The following is a 14,122-nucleotide window of genomic DNA, read 5'->3' on the forward strand; positions in this document are numbered from 1 at the left end:
TTTTAAATTTAATGTCTCTTCTTTGACAATTACACCTCTAAAAAAAGAGATACAGAATATGACCAGGTTAGAAGTATCAATTGGAAAAGTTTATCTTAATTTAATTCCTCTTTATATTGAAATGAAGGATATATCTTTTGTTTCTCCTGAAAATGAAAAAAATTTTTTTATTCTTTCAAAAGCCAAAATATATATATCTCTTAGCAGAATAATTAATAAGGAGATAGATATAAGAAGATTAGTTTTATTTAATTTTTCTTATTCATCTGATGAAGTTTTTTTAAATAGCTTAATTGAAAACATAAAAGTTTATCTAAAAGAACCAACAAAAATACCCTTTAAAATTATAATTAGCTCCTTTGAAATAGAAAATCTATCGGCTATGTTAGATAAAAATAATTTAAATTTGAATATAAATAATCTTCACGGAAGAGCAATTTTAAAAAATGAACTAAAATTTAATTTTATTACTAATTTAAAAATATCAACGCCTGAATATCCAAACATTGATACAAATATTAAAACTTCTTTTTATGTTAAAGACAATAAAATTCTGTTACAGGAAATTAAAATATTCGATATTCATTCTCTTGTCAAAACCTCTGGTGTTTTATCTTATGATAGCTTTTTTGGTGAATTTTTTATTACAGGAAAAATATTTTTTAATTCATTAATGAACTTTTTAGGAATAAAAGATAAGTCAAATGGACAGATTAATCTTGATGGAACAATTTCATTTCAAAATGCAACAGAATTACTAGATAAAGTCAATTTAGATATAAACTTCGATGGACATTTTCTTCTTCAGGAACTTATGAGAATACTAAAAGTAACTGAAAAATTAGAAGGTTATACTACAATAATTCAAGGGAAAGTTGAAGGTTCTTTGTCGAATTTTCAAGTATTTGCAAAGGCACAACATGAAGATGGAAATATACTTGGTGTCAAAGTAAAAAGAATAAATACAGATATATATTATAAGAATGGTATTTTGGAGTTTAAAAATGGAAAAGTTAATCTTTATGGAGGAACAGCAAATGCTAATGTTTGGATAAATCTTCCAGTGGTAACGAAACACTATGTCCATGTTGAATTGAAGAAAGTCTCAAGTTCAGGAATCTTTGATTTAATAAACTGGAATCCTCATATTGCTGAAGGCGAAGTAGAAGGCTGGTTAATATCAGAGGGAAATAAATTTTCACCGAAAGGAGAATTTGTCTATTTAAAAAAGGGTAAATTACCTAATGACGTAAGAGGTAAAATCGAATCAATTAAAGGTGTTTTTGAATCTGATGGAGAATTATATAATTTTAAATCATTAAAGATTAGCCTTTCAAAGACTAATGCTTTTGCTCATGGGGCTCTGAATCTAAAAAATATGAATCTTAATTTCTATTTTGAAGGCAATACAGAGGATGTTAATGAACTCTTATCTCCCTATCAAACAGCCTTTCATGGTGATGCTTTATTACAAGGCTCTATTGTTGGAACAACAGAGGATCCTCAAATAAATCTTCAATTTTCATCGAAAATGATAAAAATTTTTCTGAAAGAATTTATTAAATCTTTAGATGGCGAACCTTTAATTATAAATAACTTATCAGGGGATTTTAAATATCGCAAAAATGAGCTTATCATAAACAAATTATCAAGTTTAGACATTATTTCAGTAACAGGAAAAATTAATTTTCCAAGAGCTAAAATTTTATTTGATTTGCAAGAGCCCTATTATAATCTTTCCTTTATGATACATAATCAATCGATTAAGAATTTATACCTTGAACCACTTAATAAGTCATTACATACAAATATTGATATAACTGGATCTATAAAAGGTAAAGGGGATATTGAAGGAAACCTTTATTTATCTAATATTTTTATGGGAAAGGAAAAAATATTTGATAGTATAATAGCTTCAGTAAAATATGAAAAAAATTCCATTTTTATCAATAAGTCAGTTTTTTATTCTGGATTAGATAATATTAACTTGAATGGATATATAAATTTCGATGGCAATATTAATATTACAGGATATTCAAAGAATTTTGATATTACAAAGTTAATAAAAGAAAATGCCGAAAAAATTGGTGCAAAATATCTACAATCTTTCGCACTACAAAATTTAAAGTTTAATATTATAAATTCCTATAAAGAACCTGATATATCTATGCAAAGTGAAGTTAATATTAAAAATAAATCAGGACGAATAATAGATGGAAACATAAAGGCAAACCTTGAAAAAGAAAAAATCCATATAAATTTTAATTTGCTTAAAAATACAAATTTTAAAATCACAGGCTTTTTAAATAAAAAACAATGGAATATTCAGGGTGAGTTGAAATCATCAAGAATTGATCCAATTGTTGGATTTTTTATCAATAACTTACCAGAAGATTTAGTAATTTTAGTTGATGGGAAAATTAATAGTTTAATTGATGAAAACGAAAAAATTAGTGGTCAATTAAACTTTAATCGTATTTTTACGCGATTGTATGGAGTAGGGCTTAATAATAAATCACCTGTAGCTGTAATAATAAAAGATGGAAATATTTATTTTGAGCCAATCACTTTTATAGGACAATCTACAGAGATAAAAATAAAAGGTAAAGTAGTTGATTACTTTGATATTCTTGTCGAAGGCTCTACAGATTTAAGACCCTTTAAGAGTTTTATTAATGTAGATGATATAAAGGGAAGGGCATCAATGCTTGTATACATATATGAAAATAGAAAACATCCAGAAATAGCAGGAGAGATAGAAATAAAAGACAGCTTTCTAACCATAAGAAAAGATATTCCGACCATAAGTAATCTAAATGGTATAATTTCTTTCAATGAAGATAGAGCCATTATTGAAAAGGCTAATGGAAAATTTTCTGAAGGAGATATTCAATTAGGTGGTAGTTTATATCTAAAAAATTTTGAAATTGACAGAATCTCATTAACAGGAAGCTTCTCAAAAGTGCGATGGATTTTTTCACCTCGTTCATGGGCTTACTTAGATGGAGAGCTATTTTTAAGTGGAACTAAATTAAACCCTCAACTATCTGGCAATATAAATATTAATAAAGGAAGTTATCTGGAACGAATTGATCTTGTTGAATTAGCTCTTAAGTCAAATATTGCAAAAAAATCTGTTATAAAGAATAGTTGGTTTAGTAATTTATTCTTAAACTTAAGAATACAACCCCATTCTTTTTATATCAATAATAATATTGCGGAAATGACATTGAAAGGAGATATGATTTTAAAAGGTACTCTCAATACTCCTTTGATACTTGGATGGGTAACTGCAAAAGATGGTTGGATATACTTTAGAAATAATAAATTTGAAATACTTAGATTTCTTATCCAATTCAATGATCCCAACACAATAAGACCCTATCTTAATATTTCTGCAAGAACCAATATCTCCCAGTATAATGTAAATTTAAACTTGAATGGATATATTGACCAATTTAACCTTATTCTAAGTTCAAATCCTCCTCTTTCAGAAAATGATTTACTAAATCTCTTAGTAATTGGACAGAATGGCGGGAAGGGTAGTGTACCCGGAAGTTCTGAAGCAACATCATTTATTACAGGGCAGATACATGGCGTAATTGAAGAAAGAGTAAGAGGAATAACAGGACTTGATGTATTAACAGTTGAACCATCCATCTCAAAAACAACGGGTTCAATTTCGCCAAGAGTTACAGTTGGGAAAAAACTTATGGATGGAAAATTAACAGTTACTTATTCTACTGCTACTGGTACAACCGCAGAACAGATAATAAAAGTTGAGTATTCAGCAAAAAAAGGAATTTATCTTGTCGGATTAAGAGATGAAATAGGAGGACTTTCTGGTGCTATTAAGTTTCGTTTTGAGTTTCATTAGTATTTTTCTATATTTCAATTTTTCCTATGCTCAAGGAATCAAAATCAACATAGAAGGACTTCATTCTATGGAAGAAAAGGAATTTCTTTATCTCTTAGGATTGGATAAGGGAGAATATATTGATAAAGATGTAATAACAGAGGGTATAAAGAGAGTTTTTTTAAAAGATATTTTTGATGATATAGTGATTGAAAAGAAAGACAACAATATATATATAAAAGCAAAAGAAAAGCCCTATATTAAATCAATAAATTTTGAAGGCAACAAGTACTTTTCTCAAAACTTTTTAAAGAAGTTGATTACTTTCAAAAAAGGAGAAAAACTCAAAAATATAGCATTAAAAAATTCAAAAACAAAAATCGAAGAAACATTAAAAAAACACGGGTTTATTCAATGTAAAGTAGATGTTAAAAAAGAATGTATAAACAGTTTCTGTAATATTACTTTTTTAATATTTGAAGGGTCTCCCTTAATAATAAAAAATATCAAATGGACAGGGGATAAAGATGAATATATCCAAAGTTTCTTAAAATTAAATCCAAATGAACCCTTTGACCAAAACATATTAGAAGAATTTATAGAAAAAGCCCAAAATTATTACGAAAAACAAAATATAGTAGGGACTGAGATTTCTTATACTTTTGTGAATAATGAGTTGATAATTAACTTAAAGAAAGGAAAGGCTATTGAAATCGAAATTTTAGGAGCCAATTCTTTAAACAAAGGTGATTTATTTAAAATTATAAAATCTTTCTTTAAAGATAAAATCGATGATGATATAATCAAAGATAGTGTTAATAGCATTATCTCATTCTATCGAATTAATGGTTTTATTGATGTAAAAGTATATCCTTTAATAGAAAAATCAGAAGATATATTAAAGATTTCATATATTGTTAACGAAGGAAAAAGAAGAATAATATCAAAGGTAGAAATAAAGTATTTAGATACAAATGAAACAATAAAGGATGATGAAGTAACAGATATTATTATCAATCGTCCTGATTCGTACTTTAATCCCGATGAAATCGAAACAGACAGACAAAGAATAGAAGAATATTTAAGAACCAAAGGTTATTATTATGTCAAAGTTTATCCTGCAGAAATTCAAGAAGAGGATGAAAAAATAACAATTTTATTTAAAATCAATAGAGGTCAGCAAATAAAAATAAAATTTTTAAACTTTAAAGTAATTGATGACATATTAAAGGAAAACTCAATAAAATTACTAGAAGAATTTAAACAAAAAATATTCAATGAATCAATTCTTCTTGAAATTAAACGAAAAATAAGAGAAATATATGTTAAAGAAGGATATTTTGATACTAAAATGGATGTTTATTATGAGATAAAGGATAATGAAGCCCATATTGATATCTCTGTTAATCCTCAAAGTAAAAGATATTTTGGTAAATCGATTATCTTAGGAAATAAAAAAACAAAAACAAAATTTATTTATGACAGACTACATCCTAAAGATAGCATGCCCTATAATCCTTTTGTATTAGAGGAAGAAAGACAAATACTTTATCGTACAGGGCTTTTTTCACGTTTAGACATCAATCATAAAAATATAGACGATTCGATTGATATAATATACAACATTGAAGAAGCTCCTGCAGGAGCTTTTGAATTTGGTTTCGGATATGGAGAATATGAACGATTTAAAGGATTCGCAGAATTTTCTTATATAAATTTATTTGGTATGAATAAGCAAATTTTTTCAAGAGTTGAACTTAGCCAGCTTGAACAGAGAAGCTATATAACTTATATTGATCCATGGTTTTGGAAAGATTTAATATTTAAATCTTCTTTAACCTATGAAAATACAGAGTTTAAAAATATTGATACCAAAGATATTTTATATAAATTAAAAAGATATGGATTATCAGTAGGTTTTGAAAAAAAGTTTTTAGATTACTTTAAAGGTGAAATTCTTTATGAAGCAACTTATTCAAAAATATGGGATGTGATACCAGATGTTATTATTTCTGATATAGATATAGGAGAAATATTTATAAGTGGAATAAAAGCTTCACTTATTTATGACAGTAGAGACAACCCTTTTGATCCCAAAAAAGGATGGCTTGCCGGTTTTACCTCAAAATTAAGTAACAAATTGTTTGGTTCTGAGATTAATTTCATGAAAACTTCATTTTATATAAATAAATATACAGAATTAATAAAAGATATAGTTTTGGCAACTTCTTTAAGAGGAGGTTGGTCATGGCTTTACGGAAAAACAGAGAATTTACCTATATCTGAAAGATATTTTCTTGGAGGTAGAGACACTGTGAGAGGTTATGCTCAAAATACCCTTGGACCAAAGCAAAACAATCAACCAACTGGTGGAAATGCCTTTCTAATGGGGAATATTGAATTTAGAACCTATCTCGGAAAAAATTTTTTCATTGTAAATTTTCTTGATTTTGGTAATGTCTGGAGTAGAGTAGGTGATATTGATATTCCAAATTTTAAGTATACAGCTGGATTAGGTCTTAGATATAAAACTCCAGTTGGTCCTGTTAGAATAGATTATGGATATAAATTAAATAGAGAAAAAGGTGAATCCCGTGGTGAAATTCATTTTAGTATTGGTCACGCTTTTTAATATAATACTGGCAAGCACCTGTTATTGTGAAATAATTGACAGAATAGTAGCCTATGTTGAAAACCAAGCTATTACTCTTAGAGATTTTGAGTTATTTAGTACTGATATTAAAAAAAGAATACCAGATATTAAAAATGATGAAATTGTTGAATTACTTATTAATAGAACACTGCTTTTAAGAAAAGCTAAAGAGATATTTTTTGAAGGTAAAGATGAAGAACTTATAAACAATTATATAGATTTAAAAATAAAGTCAAAAATAATTGTTCCTGACAGTAAAATCAGAGATTATTACGAAGAACACAAAAATATTTTTAAAGACAAAGCCTATTATTCAGTTAGAGACGAAATTGAAAAATATTTGTTTGAAAAAGAATTAAATATCAAACTTAAAGAATATATTAAAGAATTACGTGAAACTTCAGAAATTAAAATAGTTTTTATTCCTTAAAATTATAAATAAGAGCCATTTCATCGCATTCTGGAAATTTGGGACATCTAATACAGTCACCCCAAATTTTTTGTGGAAGCTTAGATTTCTCTATTTCTTTAAATCCAACTTTTTTAAAAAATTCAGGAATATAGGTCAGAACAAAAACTTTTTTTACTCCAAATTGTTTAGCTTCATTGAGACATTTTTTTACGAGAAGAGTTCCAATGCCTTTTTTTCTGTACTCTTTTTGTACAATAAGAGATCTAATTTCTGCAAGGTCTTCCCATAGGATATGTAAAGCGCATACTCCAAGAATTTTTCTGTCTTCTTCAGCAACAAAAAAGTCTCTAATATTTTCGTATAATTCATTTAAAGATCGAGGAAGCATTTGACCTTTTTTTGAAAAATCATTTATTAGTTTGTGAATTGTTTTAATATCGGATATTTTTGCTTTTCTAATTTTCAAAAAGAGAGAAACCTCTTAATATAAGTTTTTTATTTATTTCAATCATTTCTTTTCTTTTGGCAGGAATAATTTCTTCTATTGTTTCAATAACTTTATCAATTTCAATCAGTTTCGATAACTTGATAAAAGAACCCAAAAGAATCATGTTAGCAAGTTTGGGGTTAGCAATTAATGAAGCTTCTTTAGAAGCTTCAACAGGATATATATTTATATCTGTTCTACCATGAGAATTCTTGATAAGGGAAGCATCATAAATAAGATATCCATTTGGAGTTACTCTGCTCATAAATTTATTATAGGAAGCCTGATTTAAAACAATTAAATAATCAGTTACAATTGGAGAACCAATTAATTCATCAGATACAACAACCATACAATTTGCTGTTCCCCCTCTTATCTCTGCTCCATAAGAAGGAAACCAGGTTACCTCCTTATTTTGCTTCATTGCTGCATGGGCAATTACTTTACCTAAAAAAAGTATTCCCTGCCCACCAGAACCTGCAATAATTATGCGTTTTTCCATTTGTCTTTTATAACTCCTAATTTGAATTCTTTCATCATATTCTCTCTAAGCCACTTTAAAGATTCTTCTGGAGTCATTCCCCAGTCAGTAGGGCAAGGAGATAACATTTCAACGAAACTGAAACCTTTATTTTCTAATTGATATATAAAAGCTTTTTCTATATATTTTTTAGTCAAAATAATATTTTTGTAACTATCAAGAGAACCCCTTGCAATAAAAGAAGTTCCTTCAAGGACAGATAAAAGCTCTGAAACATGAATTGGATATCCAGCTAAATCTGGTCTTCTACCAGATGGTGAAGTAGTTGTTCTCTGTCCTATTAGAGTTGTAGGAGCCATTTGTCCGCCTGTCATACCGTAATTAGCGTTGTTTATAAAAAATATAGTTATATTTTCTCCTCTATTTGCAGAATGAATTATTTCAGCAGTTCCAATTGCAGCAAGGTCACCATCTCCTTGATAGGTAAATATTATTTTATCAGGACATGCTCTTTTCATTCCTGTTGCAGCTGCAGGAGGGCGTCCGTGAGGAATTTCAAGCATGTCAATATCAAAATAATCATAGGCAAAAACTGCACATCCTACTGGTGCTATCCCTATTGTTATTTCTCTTATACCAAGTTGATCTATAACCTCTCCAATAAGTCTATGGGCAATGCTATGACCACAGCCTGGACAATATCTAAAAGGAACATCCTTTAATGATTTTGGTTTAGAAAATACCTTTTTCATAATTTTTGATTATAACAGAATTTCATATAATTTTTCATTACTCCTTCCATTAATCCATGATCACTTACTATGATTGTTTCTGCTTCAACATAATTCACTATTGATTCTAAGATTAATAATCCGGGTAATATAATATCCACTCTGTCTGGCAAAATACCCATTATATTTTTTCTTATTTCATATGGTGTTGAAGAAATTTTTTCTACAATTTTTCTAAGTTTTTTTGATGATATTTTTTGCCCATGTAGGATTTCTGGGAGATAACTTGAGATTTGTAAATCAATCATCGCAAGTGTAATAGATGTACCTCCTGTAGCAATGATTGTTTTAGTTTTTAAATTTGGAATCGTTTTAGATATAATATCTTTAAGAAAATTCAGAAAATTTATTATAGCTTTTTTTTCATTATTATCCTTAAAAAAGTTGGAATAGGCTTTTAATGCTCCTATATTTAAACTACCTTTAAAGATATTATTATTCAAAGAATATATCCATTCTGTACTTCCACCACCAATATCAATAGCAAAGATAGGATGAGTAGAGTAGGGTAAGTTTATAAGTATACCTTCAAAAGTAAAAAATGCTTCTTCTTCTCCTGATAGAATATATACCCTTAATCCTGTATTTTTCTGTACTTTGCCACAAAACAGAATTCCATCTTCGGCTTCCCTTAGTGCACTTGTTCCTATGGCAATGATTAAATTTGATTTAAAATTTTCAGCTATTACTTTAAATTTACTTATAGTTTCTATTGATTTTTCTATTGAATTTTGATTCAGTTTCTTTGTAAAGGCTAAATCTTGTCCCAAACGGGTAACTGTTCTGTCAGTATAAATTCTTTTTATTAAACCATCCTCGAATTTTCCAATTAAAAGTCTTATAGTATTACTTCCAATATCAATAACTGCAATATTTTCAATAGGTTTCGTAATAGGCATTAACAATCTCTACAACAGCCTTATTTATGGATACCATTTTACTTTCTTTTGTTCTTCTTTTCTTGATTTCAATCTTGTTATCCTTTAGTCCTTTTTCTCCAATTATTACCTGTATTGGTATACCAATAAGATCTGCATCTTTAAATTTAACGCCAGGACGTTCATCTCTATCATCAAGTAAAACCTCCATATGTCTATCAGCAAAACTATTATATATTTCAGATACTTTTTCATATAATTCTTCAGCAATACTTACAGTTTTTTTATCTGACATATTAAGAGGGATTATCTCAATATCAAAGGGCGCGATACTTTTAGGCCATATAATGCCATCTTTATCATGATTTTGCTCAATTGCTGCTGCAGCAACTCTTGCAGGACCAATCCCGTAGCTACCCATAATAATTGGTTTTTCTTTTCCGTCTTTGTCTAAAAAGAAAGCATTTAGAGGTACAGTATATTTAACTCCGAGTTTAAATATATTTCCAATTTCAATAGCTTTTTCTATTCTTAAAGAACCTCCACATTTTATACAAGTATCTCCTTCTTTAACTTTTCTTATATCTACCCATTCAGCATCAAAATGTTTAGTTGGATTAATGCCTTGAATATGATAATCTTTTTTATTCGCTCCTGAAATGTAATAAAGATTTTTATCAATTGATAGATCTGCTAAAATTTTAATTTTCTGATTAACAGGTCCAATAAATCCTATTTCAGTACCAATAATTTTAATTGCTTCATCTGGAGAAGCAAAGGAAAATTCTCCTATTATTCTTGCTAATTTTTTTTCATTTAATTCTTGATCACCTCTTATCAAAACTAATACTGGTTCTTTTTCTGTTATAACAAGGAGACTTTTGATAAAATATCTCTCATCGAATCCTAAAAAATCTGAAACTTCTTTTACAGTCTTTTTATTTGGTGTATAAACTTCTTTAAATTCCATATTAATTGGAGGAGGGAAACCTATATTGCTTTTTGCTACCTCGATATTTGCAGAATAACCACATTTATCACATAACACAATATCATCTTCACCTGCTGAAGTAGGTGCCATGAATTCATGGGATTCCATATCTCCCATAATACCAGGGTCTGATTCAACTTGATAATATTTTAACCCGCACCTTGTAAATATACGATGATATGCTTCAGCATGTAATTTATAGTTTCTATCAAGTCCTTCTTCATCAGCATCAAAGCTATAACTGTCTTTCATTATAAATTCCCGAGTCCTTAAAATACCACCTCGAGGTCTTGCTTCATCTCTTAATTTTGTTTGAATTTGATACCATACTTGAGGAAGCTGTCTATAAGATTTAATTTCTTTAGCAGCAATCCATGCCATTATTTCCTCATGGGTCATTCCAAGACACATATCTCTACCAGTTCTATCTTTAAGTCGAAACATTTCCTCCTTTATTGTGTACCATCTACCTGTTTGTTGCCATATTTCCGCTGGATGAAGTATGGGCATTGAAATTTCTTGGGCGCCGATTCTTTCCATTTCTTCTTTCAATATAGAATTGATTTTATTCAGAACTCTCCAACCAAGGGGTAGAAATATAAAAAGACCAGCAGCAAGTTGTCTAACATATCCTGCCTTTAACATTAGTATATGTGACAAAGCATTAATACCAGCAGGCGTTTCCCTCATTGTTGGTATAAAAAGATTAGTGTATCTCATTTTTACCCCTCCATAAGTAGGTTTAATAATTTATAAAGTATATCATAATACCGTTATACTTTTCCTTATCTCATCTTGAATAAATTTAACATAATATACATTATCAGACATTTTAAATACAATCAAAAACCGTTAAAAAGTTGTTTAAAAAGGTGTTTGTAATAATGCTAACTATTTAATTTTTATGGTAAATTGTTAAATTGAATTATAAATAGGCAGTTTATATTCCTAAGTATTTTAAAAAGATACAGTCTAATTAACTAATTTTCCAAAGGCTTGGTTTTTATCAATGTTATTTATAATAATTTTTGCTAAATCTCCCTTCTGCAATTTTGAATCTTTAAAGAAACATTTAATATAATTATCAGAAGTTCCTGAAAATAAATTATTTTTTCTACTTTCAACAATTACTTCAACAATTTTTCCAATAAAATTTTTCAAATATTTATTCCTTTTTCGGCTTGCAAGTTCATTTAAAATGCTTACCCTTTCTTTTTTTATTTGCTCATGAACCTGTTCGCTCATTTTAGAAGCTTTTGTAAATGGTCTTCTTGAATATGGAAATACATGGAGATAGGAAAAACTTAAGTCTTCAATAATTTTTAATGTTTCTATAAAATCGTAATCTTTTTCAGATGGAAATCCAATTATGACATCTGTTCCAATTGAGATGTTAGGAAATCTTTTAATTATCTCTTCAAATTTTCTTAAGTATAGTTCTGTATTATAAGGTCTATTCATTAGTTTTAATATTCTATCGCTTCCATGTTGTAATGGTATATGGAGATGTTTACATATTCTTTTATTATCTATAATATCTAAAAATTCCTCGTCTATATGATTTATCTCTATTGAGCTTAGTCTTATTCTATATATAGAAGTTTTTTTAAGTATTTGTTTAAGGAGCTGTTTTAAATTTATTCTTTTTTCTGAAAAATCTATTCCATAAAGTCCTAAATTTATACCACTTAAAATTATCTCTTTTATTCCCATTGATTCATATAAATTTATTTCTTCTAAAATTTCTTCTGGAGGAATGCTTTTTGGTTTTCCTCTTAAATAAGGGACTATGCAATAAGAACAATAATTATTACATCCATCTTGAATTTTAATAATAGCTCGATGTCTTGAAATTTTTAAATTTTTACTTTCATTTATCCGACTAAAGTTATTAATTATTAAATCTTTATTGCAATTTGGAATAAATTTTATATTTCCTCCATCTAAATTTTCCGTAAGATTTACATAACAACCAGTAACAAAAGTCTTTATTCCAAGTTTTTTTGCTTTATTAATGATTTGTCTGGATTGAATTTCAGCTTTATGGGTAACAGCGCAGGTGTTAATAATCCAAAAATCAGCTTTATCCTTTTCATCTGTAATTTCATATCCATAGGCATTTAAAATTCGTTCCCACTTTTGAGATTCTGCTTGATTTACTTTACAGCCGTAAGTAATTAGGCATATTTTCATTATTGAATTAACTCTCCTTCTAAGGAATGCCGATTAGATTTTACAATTTTAACTTTTACAGTCTGTCCTTTAAGTAAATCACAATTAATTTTTACTATTTTATTTGTTCTTGTTCGTCCAATGGTCACACCTTCTTCATTTTTATCCTCAATAAGAACATCATGAATTGTATTTTCATAAATTTTGTTTTTTCTTTCGGTTATTTCATCCTGTAGATTTAAAACTTCTGTAAGCCTTTTTGATTTAATGCTTTCTGGAATTTTACCTTCAATCTTAGATGCAACAGTTCCTGGTCTTGCAGAAAATTTGAATGCAAAAATTCCATCAAATTTAATTTCCTTTAAAGCTAAGATAGTTTTTTCAAAATCTTCATCTGATTCTTGAGGAAATCCAACAATAATATCTGATGTAATTGAGATATTTGGAATAGCTTCACGCAACCAGGATATTTTCTCAATATATTCCTCATAGGTATATTTTCTATTCATAAGTTTAAGAATTTTATTTGAACCTGCTTGAAGAGGAAGATGAATGTGTTCACATACTTTTTCACAGTCTTTCATAGTATTAACAAGTTTTTTTGATAAATCTTTTGGATGCGATGTTACAAAACGAATCCTTTCGATTCCTTCAATTTCATTCAATTTCTCAAGCAATAAAGGAAAATCAATATCTCCATCTCTATAAGAATTCACATTCTGTCCTAATAGGGTGATTTCTTTATATCCTTGTTGTGCAAGAAATTTAACTTCATTAAGTATGTTTTCTGCAGGTCTACTTCTTTCCCTACCCCGGGTATATGGAACAACACAATAGGCGCAGTAATTATTGCATCCATAAATTATATTTATCCATGCTTTTACAGAATCTCTTCGTAAAACAGGTAATTCTTTAATTGCTATATCAGGATTTTCACTAAGAAACAATTTAGGTTTTTCATTTTTACTTTCAACTATATTTTCAAGTTTATCAATATTGTCTGGTCCAATGACATAATCAATAAAGGGCATTTTTTTTAAAAGATTTATTCCCTGTATCTGAGCTGAACATCCTGCTACTATTATTTTGAGGTCTGGTTTTTTATTTTTTATGTGTTTAAGCCTTCCAAGACTGCTAAAAAATTTCTGTTCTGCCTTTTCTCTGATAGCACAGGTATTAAATATGATAATATCAGCTTTCTTTGGCTCCTCAACTTCTAAAAATCCTCGAGATGCAAGAATCCCGAGCATTCTTTCTGTATCATGTTCATTCATCTGGCAACCAAATGTTTTAATATAAACTCCCCTACCCTTCATATTTTTATTATACCAACAATAATATTTGTAAATAAAAATTGGTTTTTCACAATTAAATCACTTATGGTAATATATATAGTCTAAA

10 protein-coding genes are annotated in these 14,122 nt (G+C 28.3%); 3 read left to right on the top strand and 7 right to left on the bottom strand.

The annotated features are described in order from the left end of the window. Positions 1-58 precede the first annotated feature (58 nt). Genes QI155_RS08080 through QI155_RS08090 form a run of 3 tightly spaced genes read left to right on the top strand, consistent with a single transcriptional unit; the run spans position 59 to position 6,939 of the window. Positions 59-3,877 (top strand): translocation/assembly module TamB domain-containing protein, encoded by a 3,819-nt coding sequence (locus QI155_RS08080; RefSeq protein ID WP_281321410.1) that lies wholly within the window; start codon positions 59-61, stop codon positions 3,875-3,877. Then, on the top strand, positions 3,846-6,488 hold the full coding sequence (locus tag QI155_RS08085) for a BamA/TamA family outer membrane protein (protein ID WP_281321411.1): 2,643 nt from the start codon (positions 3,846-3,848) through the stop codon (positions 6,486-6,488). Before QI155_RS08080 ends, QI155_RS08085 begins: the two co-directional genes overlap by 32 nt. Next, positions 6,454-6,939 (top strand): hypothetical protein, encoded by a 486-nt coding sequence (locus QI155_RS08090; RefSeq protein ID WP_281321412.1) that lies wholly within the window; start codon positions 6,454-6,456, stop codon positions 6,937-6,939. The genes QI155_RS08085 and QI155_RS08090 overlap by 35 nt, the downstream gene beginning before the upstream one ends. On the opposite strand, the gene QI155_RS08095 is transcribed toward QI155_RS08090, so the two are convergent. The 7 genes from QI155_RS08095 to miaB form a co-directional block, all read right to left on the bottom strand. Next, positions 6,929-7,387 (bottom strand): N-acetyltransferase, encoded by a 459-nt coding sequence (locus QI155_RS08095; RefSeq protein WP_068861476.1) that lies wholly within the window; start codon positions 7,385-7,387, stop codon positions 6,929-6,931. The genes QI155_RS08090 and QI155_RS08095 overlap by 11 nt on opposite strands. Next, positions 7,377-7,910, bottom strand: a complete 534-nt coding sequence (locus QI155_RS08100; RefSeq protein ID WP_281321413.1) for a 2-oxoacid:acceptor oxidoreductase family protein — start codon at positions 7,908-7,910, stop codon at positions 7,377-7,379. The genes QI155_RS08095 and QI155_RS08100 overlap by 11 nt, the downstream gene beginning before the upstream one ends. Then, the gene (locus QI155_RS08105) at positions 7,895-8,641 is read right to left on the bottom strand and encodes a thiamine pyrophosphate-dependent enzyme (RefSeq protein WP_068861474.1); all 747 of its coding nucleotides are present in this window, start codon (positions 8,639-8,641) and stop codon (positions 7,895-7,897) included. The genes QI155_RS08100 and QI155_RS08105 overlap by 16 nt, the downstream gene beginning before the upstream one ends. Further along, positions 8,638-9,579, bottom strand: coding sequence for a hypothetical protein (locus QI155_RS08110; protein WP_068861473.1), 942 nt, complete (start codon positions 9,577-9,579; stop codon positions 8,638-8,640). The genes QI155_RS08105 and QI155_RS08110 overlap by 4 nt, the downstream gene beginning before the upstream one ends. Further along, positions 9,557-11,269: a proline--tRNA ligase gene (locus tag QI155_RS08115; protein WP_281321414.1), complete on the bottom strand. Its 1,713-nt coding sequence runs from the start codon at positions 11,267-11,269 to the stop codon at positions 9,557-9,559. Before QI155_RS08115 ends, QI155_RS08110 begins: the two co-directional genes overlap by 23 nt. Before the next feature lie 252 nt (positions 11,270-11,521). Further along, positions 11,522-12,742 (bottom strand): tRNA (N(6)-L-threonylcarbamoyladenosine(37)-C(2))-methylthiotransferase MtaB, encoded by a 1,221-nt coding sequence (gene mtaB / locus QI155_RS08120; protein ID WP_281321415.1) that lies wholly within the window; start codon positions 12,740-12,742, stop codon positions 11,522-11,524. After that, positions 12,742-14,037: a tRNA (N6-isopentenyl adenosine(37)-C2)-methylthiotransferase MiaB gene (gene miaB / locus QI155_RS08125; RefSeq protein ID WP_068861341.1), complete on the bottom strand. Its 1,296-nt coding sequence runs from the start codon at positions 14,035-14,037 to the stop codon at positions 12,742-12,744. The genes mtaB and miaB overlap by 1 nt, the downstream gene beginning before the upstream one ends. Positions 14,038-14,122: the final 85 nt, after the last annotated feature.

Origin of the sequence: Thermodesulfovibrio sp. 1176 (assembly GCF_029946585.1) — a bacterium.
Taxonomy (GTDB): Bacteria; Nitrospirota; Thermodesulfovibrionia; order Thermodesulfovibrionales; family Thermodesulfovibrionaceae; genus Thermodesulfovibrio.

Excerpts from the sequence above, each read along its gene's own strand:
- QI155_RS08105 (WP_068861474.1), bottom strand. The coding sequence starts at position 8,641 with ATGAAAAAGGTATTTTCTAAACCAAAATCATTAAAGGATGTTCCTTTT.
- miaB (WP_068861341.1), bottom strand. The coding sequence starts at position 14,037 with ATGAAGGGTAGGGGAGTTTATATTAAAACATTTGGTTGCCAGATGAAT.
- mtaB (WP_281321415.1), bottom strand. The coding sequence starts at position 12,742 with ATGAAAATATGCCTAATTACTTACGGCTGTAAAGTAAATCAAGCAGAA.
- QI155_RS08100 (WP_281321413.1), bottom strand. The coding sequence starts at position 7,910 with ATGGAAAAACGCATAATTATTGCAGGTTCTGGTGGGCAGGGAATACTT.
- QI155_RS08115 (WP_281321414.1), bottom strand. The coding sequence starts at position 11,269 with ATGAGATACACTAATCTTTTTATACCAACAATGAGGGAAACGCCTGCT.
- QI155_RS08080 (WP_281321410.1), top strand. The coding sequence starts at position 59 with ATGACCAGGTTAGAAGTATCAATTGGAAAAGTTTATCTTAATTTAATT.
- QI155_RS08110 (WP_068861473.1), bottom strand. The coding sequence starts at position 9,579 with ATGCCTATTACGAAACCTATTGAAAATATTGCAGTTATTGATATTGGA.